Annotated in this window: 15 protein-coding genes; 6 read left to right on the top strand and 9 right to left on the bottom strand. The window is 67.4% G+C overall.

The features are described from left to right. Nucleotides 1–25 precede the first annotated feature (25 nt). Complete coding sequence (locus MFF06_RS07495) at nt 26–541, bottom strand: Ros/MucR family transcriptional regulator (protein WP_238202535.1); 516 nt, start codon at nt 539–541, stop codon at nt 26–28. A gap of 247 nt (nt 542–788) precedes the next feature. Between MFF06_RS07495 and MFF06_RS07490 the strand changes: the two genes are divergently transcribed. Together MFF06_RS07490 and MFF06_RS07485 are read left to right on the top strand one after the other, a co-directional pair. Beyond that, a complete protein-coding gene (locus MFF06_RS07490) occupies nt 789–1331 on the top strand; it encodes a PaaI family thioesterase (RefSeq protein ID WP_370876622.1) in 543 nt (180 codons plus the stop codon). A gap of 193 nt (nt 1332–1524) precedes the next feature. Next, the gene (locus tag MFF06_RS07485) at nt 1525–2013 is read left to right on the top strand and encodes a PAS domain-containing protein (RefSeq protein ID WP_283207251.1); all 489 of its coding nucleotides are present in this window, start codon (nt 1525–1527) and stop codon (nt 2011–2013) included. A 7-nt stretch (nt 2014–2020) separates the two neighbouring features. Here the strand turns inward: MFF06_RS07485 and MFF06_RS07480 are convergent, their stop codons facing one another. Further along, on the bottom strand, nt 2021–2341 hold the full coding sequence (locus MFF06_RS07480; RefSeq protein ID WP_238202530.1) for a PetM family of cytochrome b6f complex subunit 7: 321 nt from the start codon (nt 2339–2341) through the stop codon (nt 2021–2023). Nucleotides 2342–2509: 168 nt separating this feature from the next. Here MFF06_RS07480 and MFF06_RS07475 point away from each other — a divergent pair, with 168 nt between their 5' ends. Both MFF06_RS07475 and MFF06_RS07470 read left to right on the top strand, forming a co-directional pair. Then, nucleotides 2510–3178: an HAD family hydrolase gene (locus MFF06_RS07475; RefSeq protein ID WP_238202528.1), complete on the top strand. Its 669-nt coding sequence runs from the start codon at nt 2510–2512 to the stop codon at nt 3176–3178. Nucleotides 3179–3809: 631 nt separating this feature from the next. Beyond that, nucleotides 3810–4106 (top strand): hypothetical protein, encoded by a 297-nt coding sequence (locus MFF06_RS07470; protein WP_238202526.1) that lies wholly within the window; start codon nt 3810–3812, stop codon nt 4104–4106. A 372-nt stretch (nt 4107–4478) separates the two neighbouring features. Here MFF06_RS07470 and MFF06_RS07465 read toward each other — a convergent pair whose 3' ends face one another. The 3 genes from MFF06_RS07465 to argH all read right to left on the bottom strand — a co-directional run bounded on the left by MFF06_RS07465 (nt 4479) and on the right by argH (nt 7111). After that, the gene (locus tag MFF06_RS07465) at nt 4479–5180 is read right to left on the bottom strand and encodes an invasion associated locus b family protein (protein WP_238202524.1); all 702 of its coding nucleotides are present in this window, start codon (nt 5178–5180) and stop codon (nt 4479–4481) included. 153 nt (nt 5181–5333) lie between these two features. Beyond that, nucleotides 5334–5606, bottom strand: coding sequence for a hypothetical protein (locus tag MFF06_RS07460; protein WP_238202522.1), 273 nt, complete (start codon nt 5604–5606; stop codon nt 5334–5336). Between the two features lie 113 nt (nt 5607–5719). Next, nucleotides 5720–7111 (bottom strand): argininosuccinate lyase, encoded by a 1392-nt coding sequence (gene argH, locus MFF06_RS07455; protein WP_238202520.1) that lies wholly within the window; start codon nt 7109–7111, stop codon nt 5720–5722. 42 nt (nt 7112–7153) lie between these two features. Between argH and MFF06_RS07450 the strand changes: the two genes are divergently transcribed. Beyond that, nucleotides 7154–7795: a TlpA family protein disulfide reductase gene (locus MFF06_RS07450; RefSeq protein WP_238202518.1), complete on the top strand. Its 642-nt coding sequence runs from the start codon at nt 7154–7156 to the stop codon at nt 7793–7795. 93 nt (nt 7796–7888) lie between these two features. Here MFF06_RS07450 and MFF06_RS07445 read toward each other — a convergent pair whose 3' ends face one another. Next, the gene (locus tag MFF06_RS07445) at nt 7889–8587 is read right to left on the bottom strand and encodes an invasion associated locus B family protein (RefSeq protein ID WP_238202517.1); all 699 of its coding nucleotides are present in this window, start codon (nt 8585–8587) and stop codon (nt 7889–7891) included. 9 nt (nt 8588–8596) lie between these two features. Continuing rightward, nucleotides 8597–14035 (bottom strand): beta strand repeat-containing protein, encoded by a 5439-nt coding sequence (locus MFF06_RS22870; protein WP_505744191.1) that lies wholly within the window; start codon nt 14033–14035, stop codon nt 8597–8599. 1603 nt (nt 14036–15638) lie between these two features. On the opposite strand from MFF06_RS22870, the gene MFF06_RS07420 reads away from it, so the two are divergent. Beyond that, nucleotides 15639–17396: a carbamoyltransferase family protein gene (locus tag MFF06_RS07420; protein WP_238203058.1), complete on the top strand. Its 1758-nt coding sequence runs from the start codon at nt 15639–15641 to the stop codon at nt 17394–17396. A 120-nt stretch (nt 17397–17516) separates the two neighbouring features. On the opposite strand, the gene MFF06_RS07415 is transcribed toward MFF06_RS07420, so the two are convergent. Together MFF06_RS07415 and MFF06_RS07410 are read right to left on the bottom strand one after the other, a co-directional pair. After that, nucleotides 17517–17858, bottom strand: a complete 342-nt coding sequence (locus MFF06_RS07415; RefSeq protein WP_238202512.1) for a hypothetical protein — start codon at nt 17856–17858, stop codon at nt 17517–17519. A 227-nt stretch (nt 17859–18085) separates the two neighbouring features. Next, on the bottom strand, nt 18086–18769 hold the full coding sequence (locus tag MFF06_RS07410; RefSeq protein ID WP_238202511.1) for a haloacid dehalogenase type II: 684 nt from the start codon (nt 18767–18769) through the stop codon (nt 18086–18088). Nucleotides 18770–18772 lie beyond the last annotated feature (3 nt).

Raw genomic sequence — 18772 nt, 5'->3', positions numbered from 1 at the left:
GTTCCGTCGGACCGGCGCGGCGGGATCAGGCGTTTTCCTTGGCCTTCCGGGCGCGGGGGGCGCGCTTCGGCTTCTCGGCGACCTCTTCCGCCGGGGCGACGGCTTCGCTGGCGGCGGCCGAGGAGGACTTGCGGCGCTGCTGGCCGAGGCCGAGGCTGCGGGCGAGCTCCGAACGCTGTGCCGAGTAGCTCGCCGCCGTCGAGGGGTAATCCCGCGGCAGGCCGTAACGCTCGCGGTACTGCTCGATGGTCAGGCCGTTGCGCGAGAGGTGACGCTTGAGGGTCTTGTAGGGCTTGCCGTCGATGAAAGAAATCAGCGCATCCGGCGTGATGGATTTCCTCACCTGCGCCGGGGTCGGCTTGTCCGCCACCTCGGGCGCGGACGGCGCGGGCATGGCGAGCTTCAGCAGCGCCTCGTGTACACCAGCCAAAAGCGCGGGCAATTCCCCGACCGGTACCGAATTATTCGAGACATAAGCGGACACGATATCTGAAGCTTGCTCGATCAAGCTCTCGTGGGGGACTGCTGCCGTATCGTCCATCGTCGATTCCCTCTCCTTGGGGTTTCAGTGACGGTTCTAACGTTTGCACGGCAAAATCAAGAGACTTGAGAAGACATTTTGCACTGTCCCATAAAATTCCGGCGTGATTATTCGCCGACCTTGCAATCTCCATCGTCCGGCGGCCGTTTTGAGGCTGCAATGGCGGTCGCAGCCGTGGCGTCGGGCAACGCGGTCAAGCGTGGATTTTTTCCGCCGGGCCGGAAAGCGAATTTGAAGCCGATAACTAGTGATTTTAACTTGCGTCGTCCGGTATGCCCTCAGGCATTCGCGGCGGCCTGCCGAACCGGTCACGGCCACACCGCGCCATGTCCCGGCGAGATGCAATCCGATGGATGACAGGGAAACGGACACGATCTTCGGGGCGCGGATCCCCTTCGTTCGCTATTGCGGCATCGAGGCGCTGGAGGCGGCCGAGGGGCGGACGCGGCTGCGCCTGCGGTTGCGGCCCGAACACGGGAACAACCTCGGCATCGCGCATGGCGGCATCCTCTGCACGCTGCTGGATGTCGCCCTCGGGACGGCGGCGCGCCTTACCGTCGGCGCGCCGGTGGTCACCCTCGACATGCAGACCCGTTTTCTCAATCCCGGCCGGGGGACCTTGACGGCGGAGGGTCGGGTGGTCCGGGCGGGTTCGTCGGTGCTGTTCTGCGAGGCGGAAATCCGCGACGAGGGCGGCGCCCTCGTGGCGAGCGCGACGGGCATCCTGAAGACGGTGGCGCCGCGGGCGGATGGGGCGAGCGCCGAGCAGGTCACCGAGACGGAGCGATAGGCGCGCCGGACCGGCGTCATCGACCCCGCAGGGTCCCCGCGCGCGGCGACGAAACCGCCGTTTCGACGGTTTCCGGGGAGGTGGCGGTCGAATTTCGTCTGCGACAGAGCCTTTGGGGCTGGACCCGCGAACGCATCTTCTAATTGTACCTCATCCGCGGCGGGTTGGCGCCGGGTCTCACGGGGACGCGATCTTGCAGAGCGATCAGGTCGGCGGCCGTCTCCTCGAGAATGTCGAGATCGAGTCCCGCAAGGGTGATCCCTTCGCCGCAGCCGTACGGGCGACGCGCATGCCGATGATCGTCACGGATCCCCGGCAGTTCGACAACCCGATCGTCTTCGCCAACGACGCCTTCCTGAAGCTCACGGGATACAGCCGCCTCGAGGTGAACGGCCGCAACTGTCGCTTCCTCCAAGGGCCGGACACGGATCCCGCCGCCATCGCACGGATCCGGCAGGCGGTTCGCGACGAAGTCGATGTGCGGGTCGATCTGTTGAACTACCGCAAGGACGGTTCGACCTTCCACAACGCGCTGTTCATGGGTCCGGTGCGCGATGCCACGGGGCAGGTGGTGTACTTCTTCGCGTCCCAACTCGACGTGTCGGAGCACCACGCCATGCAGGCGGAGATCGCGCGGTTGCAGGCCCGGCTCGCCGCGGTGGAAGGCCGGAGCGAGACCTGAAACCCGCTCAGGGGCGGGTCAGGAAGCCGATCGGCTCGCGACCGGGCTGGCCGAGCCAGAGCACGACCACCCCCAGCAGCAGGCCGACGAGCGAGGCGGGGGCGAGCGTCAGCGGCAACCCGAGGATGTGCCACAGCCAGGGAGCCACGCCCTCGACCTGGCTCTGCAGGGCGCCGGCCTTGTCCTTGAACAGCGCGGCGCCGACCTCGGCGACGGTGGTCACCCGCAGGCCATTGTTCGCGATGGACCGCGCCCCGTCGTAGACGAGGGCGACGAAACCCGCGGCCATCAGCAGGAGCCCGATCGAGCGGGCGAGGAAGCGGAGCATGACCGGCCATCACCGTCGCGCCGGGGCGGCGCGGCACTGGCCCTACGGGCTGCGGCGCGGCGGTGCAAGCGGCGGAACGCGGCGGTTGCCACCGGCCCGGTCGCGTGCGACCACCGCCGCGCCGCGGCAAGCGTGGCGGTTCAAGGCGGCGGAACGGGAGCGGCGGCGATGGCGGGACGGGCACCGGGTCTCGTCATCTTCGATTGCGACGGCGTGCTCGTGGACAGCGAGCCCCTCAGTCTCGCCTGCCTCACGGCGGGCCTGAACCGGATCGGCGTCGCCATCGATGTCGCGACCGTGCGCGACCGCTTCGCCGGCACCTCCATGGTCTCCATCATGGCGCACATCGCCCGCGATTACGGCATCGAGGCGCCGCCCGGCTTCGTCGATGCGGTCAAGGCCGAGACCCTCGAAACTTTCAACCGTGAGTTGAAGCCCGTGCGCGGAGTGGCCGAGGCGATCCGCGCCCTCGACGGGCCGATCTGCGTGGCATCCAGCAGCGACCCCGTCCGGCTCCGGCATTCGCTGACCTTGACCGGCCTGCTGCCCTTGTTCTCCGGCAACGTCTTCTCCTCCGCGCAGGTGGCGCGGGGGAAGCCTTTCCCCGACCTGTTCCTGTTCGCAGCGGACCGGATGGGCGTTGCGCCCGACGCATGTCTCGTGATCGAGGACAGTGTACCGGGCGTGACGGCGGCACGGGCGGCGGGGATGCGGGTCGCCGGATTCACCGGTGGCGGCCACTGGACGCACGACCTCGCCGGCACCGGCCTGAAGGCGGCCGGGGCAGCAACCGTCTTCTCGGACTTCACAAATTTGCGCGCGCTTCTCTCAGATTAGTTCAATGCCAAAGACCAAGAGCATCGCTCGCCAGTCTTCCGAAGCCGGTTTTCATCCCACCCGCGGCAAGAGAACGGAAAACTCTTCCGTTGACGCCTCCGGGCAACGGGGGCATCTTGTCGATGTCGCCGGTCAGCCGGCCACCGCGGTGATTTGATCAACGTCGCTTGCGCCGCGTCACCAAACGCTAAAGCACTGCGAGTGCCCTCGGCACTCGTGGTCCTTCAGTCTGGAGGACATCGTGATGGCTCCGCACGTCTCACCGCCCCGATCCACGGTTCACCCGGCAACCCGCGTGCCACGCATGCGGTCCCGAGCCTCGCGCTGTCGACGCTCAGGCATCGGTCCTTACGCTGGCGTCAGCCGCGTCTGACGTCAGCGACAAAGACGACGAACGAGGGCAGAGGCGCATGAACGGAGTGAGTGCGTCACGGCATTAGCTCGCGTCGCGACGAGCCGGGCGCCGGCCCGCTCCACGAACGCGGGCCTCACCGGGGGCTCCGACAGCCCGGCCCGATGCGGCCGGGTCATCCAGAGGCTCACCGCGTTCCACCGCCTTTCGGGGCAGTCACCAGCCCGTCATTGCAATCAGGCACGGCTCTTGCGCCGGTCCAGGGAGTCGCTTCGTCCGATGCCCACATCCCTCTCGCCTCTCACGCCCGTGACACACCTCTCCTCCACCCCTCTCCCCACCGAGGCCCCGGCCTCCCGCGACGAGGCTCCCGCCTTGGCCCGCGTCATCGAGATCGGCGAGGTCGCCGCCGGCATCGCCGTGCCGGAGGACCGCGGCGTGCGCTTCTTCTCCGCCTCCCGGGACTTCGACGGTCTCGACGGCGCGTTGTTCGGCAGTTCGGAGCAAGCGGCCCGGGCCGTCCGCGCCCTCAGGCGGCCGGGCTCCCGGCGGCTCTCGCAGCCGGTGGCGGTGTAGGGCGTAACCCGAGACTGCTGAATCGCACCCGCTCCGCCGTCATCGCGAGCGGAGCGACGCCGCTGGATTGCTTCGGTTCACGCACAATGACGAGGGAACGCGTGATCCGCATGTGACCGAGACCGCCCGGGAACCGTGGCCGATCGAGGTGAGCCCCTCCGTCGATTGCCTCCTGATCGTTTCGCGAGCGCAAGCCGCAGCAATCCAGGGGCGAGCACTATTCGGAGGCGCCCCGCTGCTTTCGGTTGACTCGCTTTGCTTGCAAAACAGCCGGGCGGGTAAGCACGACGCAATCCGCGTCATTGCGGGCGAAGCGAGGACGGAGGGGAACGGCATCCTTCCGGCCACGCACCCTTAAACTTGCGGACCGGGCTACTTGCTGCACTCGTCGCGGGCGCGCTTCATCGCCTCGGCGAAGCCGGCGAGGGCGTATTCGTCGCTTGTGGGATTGCCCCGGCTGGAGGTGGTCTTCACCACCAGCTTCGGGTTGCGCCCGCTCATCTCAGAGACGACGCGGCCCTCTTCCGACGGGTTCTGCAACCAGGCGTTGCTTTCCTTGACCACGAGCCCGTAGCGGGCGGTTCCCAGGTTGAGGCTCGGGTCGGTCGGCGCCGCCGGGGCACCGGGCTTGGATTGGGCGGCGGCGGGCTTGGGCGGGAAGCCCAGCATCACCGCGACCTCGTTCGGCACGTTCTCGGCCTTGCGGACGGTGACGAAGAGATACGCACTGTCGCGCTTCAGGGTCTTGGGCGAGCGCGTCTGCGGCTGGGCGATGGCGTAGCAGATCCGGTTGCGGCCATCGCCGTTCACGAACACGTTCCAGTCGCCGAAGATCGCAACCGGCACCGCCTGCTGCATTCCCGGCGGGGTGACGGGGGTCTGCTCAGCCTTGCGAGCGCGGGAGCGGGAGGAGCGGCTGCGCCGGGACGGAGCGGCCTCCGCCGCCGGGGCGGCGGCGTCCTGTGCCCGCGCCATGCCGCTGCCAAAGAGGCCGCCTGCCATCGGAGCAGGCAGCGCCACGCCGACGACGAGGGCAAGGACACTGACGGGGAGCAGGGAGGAAACGCGGACCATCTTCAATTCCTGCGACGCGAGCCGGGACGAGCTTCGCCGTGAAGACAGGATTAATGAAGGCCCCTTGGGACGACAGCAAGGCAGGCGGGCCTCTGCGCCGTGGAGAGTACCGCCCCGCGGCGGGCCATCCACGGCGAAGAGCGTCAGCCCGCCTCAGACGGCCCGGATTTCGGCGGCGATCACCGCCGGCGTGAGAACCGGCGCCGGGGCAGCCACAACGGTCACGGGGATGACCTCGGACGGGATGGCGTTGGCAGGAACTGCGGACGGAGCGGCCGTCTTTCGCGGCGGGTCGTTGTAGGGCGTGTTGTACCCCTTCCGCACCGCCGCCCAGAACGCGTCGCGGGACAGGTCGGTGCCCACCAGGGCGGCATCGACCATTGCCGTGGCGTGCGCTGCGAGATCGGGGACCTCGTCAGGCTTCATCCAACTTTCGATTGCCATGCTCGCTGTCACTCCGGCCGCGCAGTCCGCCCTAACGCAATCTACCTAGCTAGACAGTGAACGCACGATCCCGCCGCCGGTTGCGGCGCATCATTTCACCGTGATTCACCTTCCAGTTTCGCCATCCAGGCTTGCGCCTGGGCTCGGACGTTGTCCGGGGCGGTACCGCCGTAGCTGGTGCGGCTCGCCACCGAGTTCTCGACGCCCAGCACGGCATAGACGGCATCGGTGATGGCGGGCTCGGCCTCGCGCATCTCCTCCAGGGAGAGGGCCTCCAGCCCGACGCCCCTGGCGGCGGCGACGCCCACGAGGCGGCCGGTGACGTGGTGGGCCTGCCGGAAGGGCATCCCCAGTTCCCGCACGAGCCAGTCCGCAAGGTCGGTGGCGGTGCTGTAGCCGGAGCCGGCGGCGCGGGCGAGCACCTCCGGCACCGGTTCGAGGTCGCGGATCATGCCGGTCATCGCTGCGAGGCAGAGGGAGAGGGCCTGGAGGGCGTCGAAGGTGCCTTCCTTGTCCTCCTGCATGTCCTTCGAATAGGCGAGCGGCAGGCCCTTCATGACGATCAGCAGGCCGGTGAGCGCGCCGACGATCCGCCCGGCCTTCGCCCGCACCAGCTCGGCGGCGTCGGGGTTGCGCTTCTGCGGCATGATCGAGGAGCCGGTCGTGTAGCCGTCGGAGAGCTTCACGAAGCCGAACTGGGCCGAGGTCCACACCACCAGCTCCTCCGCGAAGCGCGACAGGTGCACGGCGCAGATCGAGGCGGCGGCCAACGATTCGAGGGCGAAGTCCCGGTCCGCGACGGAGTCGAGGGAATTCGCCGTCGGCCGGTCGAAGCCGAGCGCGGAGGCCGTGGCGTGACGGTCGATGGGGAAGGAGGTGCCCGCGAGCGCCGCCGCCCCGAGGGGGCACTCGTTGAGCCGCGCCCGCGCATCCCGGAAGCGGCCCCGATCGCGGGCCAGCATCTCGACATAGGCGAGGCAATGGTGCCCGAAGGTCACCGGCTGGGCCGATTGCAGGTGGGTGAAGCCCGGCATCACCGTCCCCGCATGGGCCAGCGCCTTCTCGGCCAACGCCCGCTGCAGGTCGGCCGCCTGGGCATCGAGGGAATCCAAGGTGTCGCGCACCCAGAGCTTCATGTCGGTGGCGACCTGATCGTTGCGCGAGCGGGCCGTGTGCAGGCGCCCGGCATTGGGGCCGACGATCTCGGTGAGGCGGCTCTCGACGGACATGTGGATGTCCTCGAGTTCCCGCTTGAACACGAAGGTCCCGGCCTCGATCTCGTCGCGGACGCCCTTGAGCCCGGCCTCGATCGCCGCCACATCCTCCGCCGGCAGGATTCCCGCCTTGCCCAGCATCGCGACATGCGCCAGCGAGCCGCGGATGTCCTGGGGGGCGAGGCGCTTGTCGAACCCGATGGAGGCGTTGATCTCCTCCATGATCTCGGCGGGGCCGCTCGCGAAGCGCCCGCCCCACATCCGGTTGCTCATGTCGATCCTTCCGCCGCGCACCGTTTCACCGAGGCAATCCTGATGCCCATTCGCACCGGTCTCATCGCGGGAATGGGAATCGCCGCCCTCGGCCTTGCTGGGTTCGCCCTATACGGGAGCGGTCTCGTCGGCGGCAACGGGGGTCTTGCCTCCGGGCCCTGTGCCGGGTCGGCCCCCGCCGTCGCCCGCATCGCCGCCGCAGCGAAGGGAGAGGTCGCCGGGATGACCGCCCTGCCCCGCGCCAAGCCTGCCCCCGACATCGCCTTCAAGGGACCCGACGGGGGTGAGACGAGCCTCGCCGCCCTCAAGGGCCGTGTCGTGCTCATGAACCTGTGGGCGACGTGGTGCGCCCCGTGCAAGGCGGAGATGCCGGCCCTCGACCGGCTTCAGGGCGCCCTCGGCGGCCCGGACTTTTCGGTGGTGGCGATCAACGTCGATACCCGCAACCTCGACAAGCCCGCCGAGTGGCTGAAGCAGGCGGGCATCCAGCACCTGCCCTTCTACGCCGACCCCGGCGGGCGTGTGCTGCCCATCGTCCAGCGCGATGCGGACTCGGCGGGCCTGCCGACCACGCTGCTGATCGACGGCGCAGGTTGCACCCTGGGCGTGATGAAGGGACCGGCGGACTGGTCCAGCCCGGCGGGTTTGGCACTCATCCGCGCGGCCGTGGGCCGGGGATCGTGAGACCGGCGGCGGGCGGCGGCGGTACCCGCGCGGCGTCGCCGGGCTAGATCTTGTCGGCCGCAGTCGAAGGTGACCTGTGCCACGGTCTTTGGGTCAGATGGCGGCGAGCGCCGTCGCCAGACCTTCCAGGGGCGCACGGAAAGTGACCGTGTTGGCGCGCGCACCGGCGACATAGGAAATGTCGATCGTCATCGCCTTGTCGATGGCGGCGCGAAGGCGCTGACCGAGGGCTTGATAGGCGAGACACATCGCGGGAGTGCAGCCCTGGATCGAGACGAGAATGGGCGGACCGCCATCGGGAAGGGTCAGGCAGATGCTGCCACGCTCTCCGATCGATGAGGGAGCGCGCAGGATGAAGAGCGGCTTCCCATCCTGTGCGGCAGCCAGGGACCAGCTGAACGCCGTCGAGCCGTCCGGCCCGAGGATGGTCTGCGCGATATTGCAGACCTTCTGCTTCTTCGCGAGGTTTTCGTCGCAGATCAGCGTCCAGTTCGGGAAGGGCTGGAAAGCACGGCGATACTTCCCGATCGGCACGCCGGCGGGCACCGTGACGTCGGCGAGCTTCACGGTATAGCCCGGCGCGGTGGCATGAGCCTCGCCTTGCTCAGGCGACGACGAGGGTTGGGGCGTCGGCGCCGGTCTGCCCGGAGATGTCTCCGGCACGACCGGCGCCGACGTCTTCGTTCCTTCCGCATGAGGTGCGGAGCCGCCGGAGAGCAATGCAAGGGCGAAACACGCACCGGTGATCCAGGGCGATGCGGAGGCGACGCGTGTTCCGAGCCATGCGTGCATGAGAGAGCCTCAGTTCAAGGTGAAGCTGACGCCCGTACCGAAGCCCCACTGGCCACCGCCCGTCGTGGCGGAGAAGCTGGCGCGCAGGGACTGGTCTTCGCTCATGTAGCCGAGGCCCATGGCGAAGGCGCCCTGGCCGCGCCACGCGCCGCCGCCGATTGCAGCCGAAAGCTTGCCGGGCCGATCATCGTAGCGGAGCGATGCGGCGGCCAGACCGATCGCCGCCGCTTGCCGTGCCTCCCTGCGGGCGGACGCGACCGAGCTCGACAATACGCTGAACTTGCTATCGGTGTAGGCATTGGCTTCGGACAGTGTCTGCGCCGCCTTGGTATCGGTGTAAGTGTTCGCACTCGATATCGCGTAGGCAATTCGATTATCGGTATAACTGTTGGCTGAAATTGAGGCTGCCTGCGTGTAGCTCTTGAATTGCTTCATGTTGACCGCATCGGTATCGGCCGTACCAGCGGCGACGTTGGTAATGACCACCGGAGCATTGGGATCGCCACCCTGCAGGGTGATGCTGTTCGTCTTATTACCGGCCGCATTGGTGTCGTATTGTACACTGTTTTTAGCCGTCGTCCCGATTGTCGAGACCTGCGTTCCGAGGTTCGAGACCTGTTGATTGGTTGCGTAGAGCTGCGATCCGTTGATCGCGTCGGTCGAGGTGGCTGTCACCCTGCCGCCCGCGATGTTGGTGATGGTCCGTTCCGCACCGGACGAGCCGAACGACACGGTGGACGTGGCCGTGCCGGCGACGTTGTAAGTGGTGCCGTTGACCACCATCGTGCTGGTCTGGACGGCCGCCTGTGTCGTCGAACCCGAGCCGAGCGCGACGTCACCGGCATTGTTGGCCACGGCATTGGCGCCGATGGCCGTGCTGCCGTCGCCGACGGACCGCGCATTGGTGCCGCTCGCGATGGAATTGGCCCCCGTCGCCACCGCCGCGGGTCCGGCAGCGAGACTGTTCGCGCCGATGGCTTGACTGTCGGCCAGCGACGAATTGGTGTGGGAGTATTTGACGCCGCCGCCATTGCTGATCGTGCTGACCTGCGTCGTCAGGCTCGTCAAACTATTGTCGACCGCGCCCATGGCCGAGCCGACACTGCTGTAGCTGTTGCCCTGGACCGTATAAGTCGGCGCACTGATCGTCCCGTCAGGATTGACCGCGGCTCCGCCTCCGATGGCGTTGGCGATGCTCTTGCTGGTGGCGTAGAGCTGCGACCCGTTGATGGCATCGACCGAGGTCGAGGAAACGGTACCGATGGCGACGTTGGTGATTTTCTGTGCCACGCCCGAACCATGGCTCGCGTCGAACGCGCCGAGGGTCGAGTTCCAGAGCAAGGCGTCGGTCTGCAGGGACGTGACGTTCTGGCTGACCGCGTAGAGCTGCCCGCCTGTCACCGCATCGCTGGAGGTTGCGTTGACCGTTCCGTTCGCGAGGTTGGTCAGCTTCTGGGTCGCGCCCGGACTGGCGGCGGTACCACCCGAGGCGGTGAGCACCGTGACGTTGGTTGCACTGCCGCTGCGTTGGATGGTGCCGACCGACCCGCTGGTCACGCTGGTCGACAGGGCGGTGAGGTTCTGATTGGTCGTATAGAGCTGCGAGCCATTCACAGCGTCGGTCGATGTGGAGCTGAGCGTGGCCGCCGCAACGTTGGTGATCTTCTGCGCGGAGCCCGACCCGTGGCTGGCGTCGTAGGCGCCGAGCGCCGAGTTCCACTGCAGCGCGTCCTGCCGGAGCGAAGATACGCCCGTCGAGAGCGAGGACACCGCGCTACCCGTCGAACTGATGCCCGTGGAGAGCGATGTCGTGGTGCTGGCCGTCGTCACGCCGATCGCCGTGGACAGCGAGGCGACGGAGCTGTTGGTATTGTAGAGCTGCGAGCCGTTCACCGCATCCGTCGATGTCGCGCTGAGCGTGGCCGCCGCGACGTTGGTGATCTTCTGAGCGGAGCCCGACCCGTGGCTGGCGTCATAGGCGCCGAGCCCTGAGTTCCACTGCAGCGCGTCCTTCTGCAACGAGGATACGCCGGTCGAGAGGGAGGCCACGCCGGACGTGAGCATGGACACGCCCGACGAGAGGGAGGCCACACCGGATGTGAGCGTGGACACGCCCGACGAGAGGGAGACCACACCGGATGTGAGCGTGGACACGCCGGATGAGAGCGACGTCACCGCAACCGCCGTCGAGCTGACGCCCGTCGACAGCGACGATACTGCGCTGGCCGTCGTGCTGGCCCCCGTCGAGAGTGACGACACCGTGCTCGCCGTCGAGCTGACGCCCGTCGACAGCGACGACACCGCGCTGGTTGTCGAACTGACACCCGTCGACAGCGACGTTACAGCGCTTGCCGTCGAACTGACACCCGTCGACAGCGAGGATGTCGTGCTCGCCGTCGTGCTGCCGAGCGCCGTGGAGAGCGAAGCGACCGAGCTGTTGGTCGCGTAGAGCTGCGAGCCGTTCACCGCGTCGGTCGAATTCGCGCCGACGGTGCCCGCCGCAACATTGGTGATCTTCTGCGGGTTGCCCGTCCCGTGGCTGGCATCATAGGCGCCGAGCCCTGAGTTCCATTGCAACGCGTCCTGCTGCAACGAGGACACGCCGGTCGAGAGGGAAGCCACGCCGGACGTGAGCGTGGAGACGCCCGTCGAGAGCGACGACACCGCAATCGCCGTTGAGCTGGCCCCCGTCGACAGCGAGGACACCGCGCTCGTCGTCGTGCTGGCCCCCGTCGAGAGCGACGACACAGCGCTTGCCGTCGAGCTCACTCCCGTCGAGAGCGACGACACCGCGCTCGTTGTCGTGCTGGCCCCCGTCGACAGCGAGGACACCACGCTCGCCGTCGAGCTCACGCCCGTCGACAGCGATGACACCGCGCTCGCCGTCGTGCTGGCCCCCGTCGAGAGTGACGACACCGTGCTCGCCGTCGTGCTGGCCCCCGTCGAGAGCGACGACACCGCGCTCGCCGTCGAGCTGGCCCCGGTCGAGAGCGACGACACCGCGCTTGCCGTCGAGCTGACCCCCGTCGAGAGCGACGACACCGCGCTTGCCGTCGTGCTGGCCCCCGTCGAGAGTGACGACACCGTGCTCGCCGTCGAGCTGACGCCCGTCGAGAGCGACGATACCGTGCTCGCCGTCAAGCTGGCTCCCGTCGACAGCGACGACACCGTGCTCGCCGTCGAGCTGACCCCCGTCGAGAGCGACGACACAGCGCTTGCCGTCGAACTGACACCCGTCGAGAGCGACGATGTCGTGCTGGCCGTCGTGCTGCCGAGCGCCGTGGAGAGCGAAGCGACCGAGCTGTTGGTCGCGTAGAGCTGCGAGCCGTTCACCGCGTCGGTCGAATTCGCGCCGACGGTGCCCGCCGCAACATTGGTGATCTTCTGCGGGTTGCCCGTCCCGTGGCTGGCATCATAGGCGCCGAGCCCTGAGTTCCATTGCAACGCGTCCTGCTGCAACGAGGACACGCCGGTCGAGAGGGAAGCTACGCCGGACGTGAGCGTGGAGACGCCCGTCGAGAGCGACGACACCGCAATCGCCGTTGAGCTGGCCCCCGTCGACAGCGAGGACACCGCGCTCGTCGTCGTGCTGGCCCCCGTCGAGAGCGACGACGCAGCGCTTGCCGTCGAGCTCACTCCCGTCGAGAGCGACGACACCGCGCTCGCCGTCGTGCTGGCCCCCGTCGACAGCGAGGTCACCGCGCTCGCCGTCGAGCTGGCCCCCGTCGAGAGTGACGACACCGTGCTCGCCGTCGAGCTGACGCCCGTCGACAGCGACGACACAGCGCTCGCCGTCGAGCTGGCCCCGGTCGAGAGCGACGACACCGCGCTCGCCGTCGAGCTGGCCCCGGTCGAGAGCGACGACACCGTGCTCGCCGTCGAGCTGACCCCCGTCGAGAGCGACGACACCGTGCTCGCCGTCGAACTGACACCCGTCGAGAGCGACGAAGTCGTGCTGGCCGTCGTGTTGCCGAGTGCCGTGGAAAGCGACGCGACCGAGCTGTTGGTGGCGTAGAGCTGCGAGCCGTTCACCGCGTCGGTCGAATTCGCGCCGACGGTGCCCGCCGCAACGTTGGTGATCTTCTGCGGGTTGCCCGTCCCGTGGCTGGCATCATAGGCGCCGGCGGTCGAATTCCACTGCAACGCGTCCTGCCGCAACGAGGACACGCCGGTCGAGACCGAGGCGATGCCGCTGGCGTTGGAGCTGATGCCCGTCGAGAGCGAGCTGGTGGCGCTCCCCTGGGTCGAGATCACGGAATAGAGCTGGCTGCCGTTGATCGCGTCCGTGGAGGTGTTCGTCACCTGCCCGGCCGCGACGTTCTGGATCTGCCGCTCGCTGCCCGCGCTGCCCACCGAGACGACGCCGACCGGGCTTGTGCCGGCGAAGCCGCCATAGGTCTGGCCATTGATGACCACCTGGGACGTCGCCGTCGCCGCAGAGGTGGTCGCCCCGTCGCCGAGGGCGACGCTGCGGGCGACGGAAGCAATAGCACCCGCACCAATCGCAATCGAGTTTGTTGATGATGCATTCGCATTTACACCGAGAGCGACCGCCTGAACGCCCGCCGTCGTTGCACTGGCACCGATCGCAGTCGAAGCCCCACCTATCGCATTCGCCGTCAACCCTACGGCAGTCGCGTTTTGTCCGATGGCATTCGCTGCATTGCCGACTGCGGTAGCGCCCAGTATCTGAGCCTTTGCTTGATAGCCTACCGCAACAGCATTGCCGTCAGAACTCGAAAAAGCTCCGATCGCTGTCGAGAAACTGTTTGTTGCTGATGAATCAGAGCCAAGTGCGATGCTTTTATTACCATTAGCAATAGCCCTACTTCCAAAGGCATGGGCATCGACTCCGTTAGCATTGCTTTGACGCCCGAAAGCAATTGAACCCGATGCGTTGGCGTTTGATTGATATCCGATAGCGATCCCGAAATCTCCGACAGCATTTGCCTGGGCGCCGACTGCGGACGAGTAACTGCCTGACGCAAGAGCGCCGATGCCAAAAGCGGAACTCCACGTCCCTGCCGCCCCACTATTGATGCCGACAGCGGTTGCCCCCTCTCCGCCTGCGGATACACTGTTTCCAACAGCGACAGAGCCGAACCCAGCTGAATTGTTCGTGGTGGTAGAATTACCAATTTTTATAGAGCTATTTCCTGCAACGTCTTGTATAATTATGCGACCACTGTTCACATAAAGCTGGCCGCCAAGGCTTAAGCTGTCTGCATATGTTCCGTTGCCAAAGCCATTTGGAGTGAAAAACAGCGCATGATTGACCTGGGTTGCACGAAAAATTGGATCACATTTGTTATCGCTTGTTGAATGTACTATTTGACTAGTAGAACTTCCTACAACATCCTGAATATATGTACATTCTGTATCCCCGTTTCCGCCATTATTGACATAAAGTTGTGCTTCACCGGGCTGAATGAGCGAAAGCCAAGCCATGATTGCGACGGAGGATGTGCCCATCCCTCCGGACGTCGCGGTCACCGCCCCCGCGCCGAGCGCGCCCAGCCGCGACCGCCGGCCGATGCCCAGGCACCGCGAGGACAACCGCAGCGCCGCCATGATGCGTCGGCGCAGGCCGTCGGTCAGTTCGCCACGCAGGCCCACGGCGTTCCCCGCATGGGAGAAGCGGCGGCGGCGAGTGATATCGCGGTCGTCGTGGTGCGTGGTCATGGTAGCCCCAAGTGGTTGTCGCGCCGTTTGTCCATGCGCGGAAATTTTTCTTGGACGTGGTCGTTTGTCGTGTCCGGCGGCACCCCCGCCGCCGGTGGGTCATTGTGTTGGGCGGCGAAGCGCCCCGTGCTCCGCCGCGCTCGCCTCATCGAGGCGAGCCGTCATCAAGCCCCTGCCTGCGCATCGCCTTGTCCCGACCTGCGCCGAGGCGCCCGCCTGGACCGGTGCCCGTGCCCTGGCACCCCCTCCGGAACGCCTCCTGCGCCGCCCTGACGAGCGCAGCGAAGCCATCCCGGGGGCCGCCCCGTTCGAGAGCTCCGCTGCCCTGGATCGCCTTGCTACACCCCCACCGACGAGACGGCGCAGCGCTCCCAACCCGAACCGGAAATCGCCCCAGCGCGGCTTCCGGCCCTTGCAGAAGATTCGATCACCGGTTCGATCTTCCGCTTCATACCTGCCGAATGATTCTGTAGTTTTGAGATGGACCCATAGATATCGTAATTTTTTACTTTTATATATGTAAATTAGATACACATTTACCCATCAGTACATCGGATATATTGTCGTTCTTGTATTTTCCAGCCACACACATATCGCGAGTCAGAGATATGGGCAGGCTGTTTGTACCATCGAATTTCTTGCTCAGTCCATACCATATACCGGCTTCTATATGATTTTTTTGCGTATTCTACTGGAGGTAGTCGAGTATAAATGAGAAGTTGCGCACCTATTCCAGACCATTACATCGTAGGTTGTCACGATCCGAAGCGAGCCCGGTGGACGTGCGGAGCAGGCGGCCGAGGGCGACGGAGTGAGCCTTGGGCGAGGTGGCGGGCGGGCACTGAAGCCGTGGCCGGTCGCGACGCGCGACAGCCGTCAACGGGACTTCGGTCGTCCCTGTGCGTGCTAGCGCTCAGACACACTCAGGTCGTTCATGCGCGTCAGCACTATCTTTCTATTTTTGCATCGATTTTTTCAAACACGGCTGACTCCTTGTCTGGATCGCTGCATCCGAGCGTTTTCGGGAAAGCCTAAATCATACGCCGCCGCAGTCTTTGCGAGCGTCAGCGAAGCAATCCCGGACGGCCGGCCCTGACCGAACGTGGCGGATCGCTGGATGGCTTCGCTTCGCTCGCAACGACGGTCGAGAAAGCGAGCCGGATCAAACCCAAAACGTTCGAAGCGACGCCATCCGGGGTTGCTCACCGGCGGAGGTGTCCCGCTGCCCGGGAGTGCGTTGGATGGCGCTCACAGCGACGGCGGCGCCTGCGCCGGGACCGCCGGCGCGGGCTTCCCGTCCGTAACAGGCCCAGGGTTGTATCGATGGCCGGCGTTGATCGCGGTGCGCGCGCGGGCTAACCCGCCGCGGATGCGCTTCTACCTCGGTCTCGCCACGACCTTTCACGATCCGGCCCTGGCCCTGGTCGGCCCGGACGGCACGCTGCTCTTCGCGGAGGCGACCGAGCGATTCCTGCAATACAAGAGGGCTCCGAACTGCGAGCCGGATGCCCCGGCGCTGATCGGCCCGCTGCTGCGTGCCCATGTGCCGTTGGGCTCGGAGATCGTGGTCGCCACGAGCTGGGGGCCTCAGTTCAGCGATTTCCTCCGCGGGCAGGACGCCGCCGGGACCTTCGCCTTCGATGGGCTCGCGGCGCAGACGACCGACCTCAACGCCTCCTTCGTGCCGGAGCAGGCCGAGCGGGTCTTCATCGCCGACCTCCACCATGCGCAGGCGCGAGCCGGGCTCGGCACGCTCCTCGCCCTCACGCAGGACGTGCGCACGGGCGGCGCGGCGCCGAGGGCGACCGTGACGGCGCGGCGGCGGTACCCGCACCACCTTTGCCACGCCGCCTACGGTCTGTGGGGCAGCCCCTTCGCGGACGCCACGGCCCTGATCGTGGACGGGATGGGCGAGACCGGCGCCGCGGCGATCTACCGCCTCGCGGACGGGCGGATCGAGGAGGTGAAGCGCCACCGCGGGCGCGGCTCGCTGGGCTTCCTCTACGGCCTCGTCACCGATCTCGCCGGGTTCGACCAAGTGAAGGGCGAGGAGTGGAAGATCATGGGCCTCGCCCCCTACGGACGGCCCGATCCGGCGATCGCCGCCATCCTCTCCCGCCTGTGCCGGATCGAGGGCGCGCGGGTGCGGTTCGCGGACGCGGAGACGATCCGCGGCGTCGCGGCCGAGCTGCTGGCCCGGCGGCCCGCCGACGCCCTGGAGCGGGGATGGGCCGACCTCGCCCGCTGCGGGCAGGACCTGTTCGGACGCCTGATGGACGCCCTCGTCGCACAGGCCCATGCCCTCGCCCCTTCCGACAACCTCGTCATCGCGGGGGGCTGCGGGCTCAACTCGTCGTATAACGGGCGCGTTCTCGGGCGCTCGCCCTTCACGCGGCTGCACGTGCCCTCGGCTCCCGCCGACGACGGCAACGCCATTGGGGCGGCCTGGCTCGCGTTCCAGGAGGACCATCCCGAGTGGACGGGCCCGGCGCCCGGACTACGCCCGCTCACGCCCTACCTCGGCTCCCGCGTCACGACGGGGGCCATGGAGCGCTTGGCCGAGCACGAGCCCCGCTGCCGCCGCCTCGGCCATGCGGGCGTGACGCGGGAGGCGGCGCGGATCCTCGCCGAGGGCGGCCTCGTGGGCTGGGTGCAGGGGCGGGCCGAATTCGGCCCGCGCTCCCTCGGCAACCGCTCGATCCTGGCCGATCCGCGCCCGGCGGATGCCAAGGACGCGCTGAACGCCAAGGTGAAATACCGGGAGGCCTTCCGGCCCTTCGCCCCCTCGATCCTCGCGGAGGCCGGGCCCGACTGGTTCGAGGACTTCTCCGATAGCCCCTACATGGAGCGCACGCTGGTGTGGCGCGAGGAGAAGCGCGGCGAGGTTCCCGCCGTGGTGCACGAGGACGGCACCGGCCGCCTCCAGACCGTCACGCGGGACCGCAACCCGGCCTATGCCGCGCTGATCGAGGCGTTCCGGGATCTCACCGGCGTGCCGGTGCTGCTGAACACCAGCTTCAACGTGATGGGCAAGCCGATCCTCCACACGGCGGAGGACGCGATCCTGATGTTCTACACCACCGGGCTGGATGCCCTGGTGGTGGAGGACTGGATCGTCGAGAAATGACGCGCCTTCCGCCCTCGCGGGCGACGCGAAGCGATCGAGGGGCGCGCCAGATCACGAGGCGACGCGCCGCCCGCGATTGCTTCGCCGCCGCTCGCACCGGCGGTCGTGTGTGTGGGGTTTCTACTCGCAGACCTGGACGCGCCTGAAGGTGAAGCTTTCGTCGTCGAGCCACTCCTTGCGGCGCTCGTAGTGGCAGATCGGGCCGCGGCGCTCGCGGACGATCACCGTCTCGGGCTCCTCCACGTAGACGCGGCGCGGGCGGTACTCCGGCGGCGGCGGCGGCGGAGGCTGGTTATTCATGCCGTTGACGAGGGCGCTGCCGACCACGCCGCCGACCACGCCGGCGGCGAGGCCGCCGATGATCGCGCCGTTCTGCCCATCGCGGGCCGAGGCGGGAGCGCAGGCGAGGCCGAAGGCCAAGGCTGCGGCGCCGAGTAGGGTGAAGGATGGCTTGAGGGACACGCGAAGACTCTCCCGCTCGTGTGGGGAGATCAGAAAGGGAGAAGCCTTAATTTTTCGTCCCAACCGAGCTGCGGCCGATTGCGTCGAGCCAGACCCGCCCATGATCCCGGTCGTCATTGCGAGCGGAGCGAAGCAATCCAGGAAGGCGCACCGTTCGGAGATGTCCCGCTGCCCTGGATTGCTTCGCTTCGCTCGCAAAGACGAAGAGGCCAGGCGAGGAAGCCGCCTCAGCCCAGGAGCCCGTCGAGGTTCGGGATCATCGCGACCGGGGGAAGGTCGGCGTACTCGTCCGGCAGGCCCTTCCGGTTGATCCAGACCGGCCGGAAGCCGAAGGCGGAGGCGCCCGCGATGTCCCAGCGGTTCGAGGAGCAAAACACCACCTCGCCGGTCGCAACCCCGAGGCGGTCGTGTACGATGCGGTAGGCGTCGGGATGGGTCTTGAAGACGCCCGCGTCATCGACCGAGAGAACCGCGTCGAGGTGCGGGCCCAGGCCCGCCGAGGCCACGGCCCGGTCCACCATCGCACGGTCGGCATTGGTGAGGATGGCGGTGCGCAGGCCCTGCCGCCGCAGGGCGTCGAGGACGCGCGGCACCTCATCGTAGGCGTCGAGATCGCGGTAGGCATCGAGGAGCGCGCCCCGCAGGGATGCATCGACGGAGGGGTGGCGGGCCAGCGCGTGGTCGAGGGCGTGCTCCGTCAGCGTCCAGAAGGGCCGGTAGCGCCCGGCGAGCGACAGCACCCAGCTGTATTCGAGCTGCTTGGTCCGCCACAGGTCGGACAGGGCGTCGGCCTCCGGGCCAATGGCGTCGGCATGGCGCCGGACGGCGGCGTTCACGTCGAACAACGTGCCGTAGGCATCGAAGACCACGGCTTGGGCGCCGCCGAGCAGGCCGGCATCGGATTCGGGCATGGA

Source organism: Methylobacterium aerolatum, from assembly GCF_022179085.1.
GTDB lineage: Bacteria > Pseudomonadota > Alphaproteobacteria > Rhizobiales > Beijerinckiaceae > Methylobacterium > Methylobacterium aerolatum.
The sequence above is the reverse complement of the archived record's forward strand: the minus strand, read 5'-3'. Positions and strand labels throughout refer to the sequence as shown.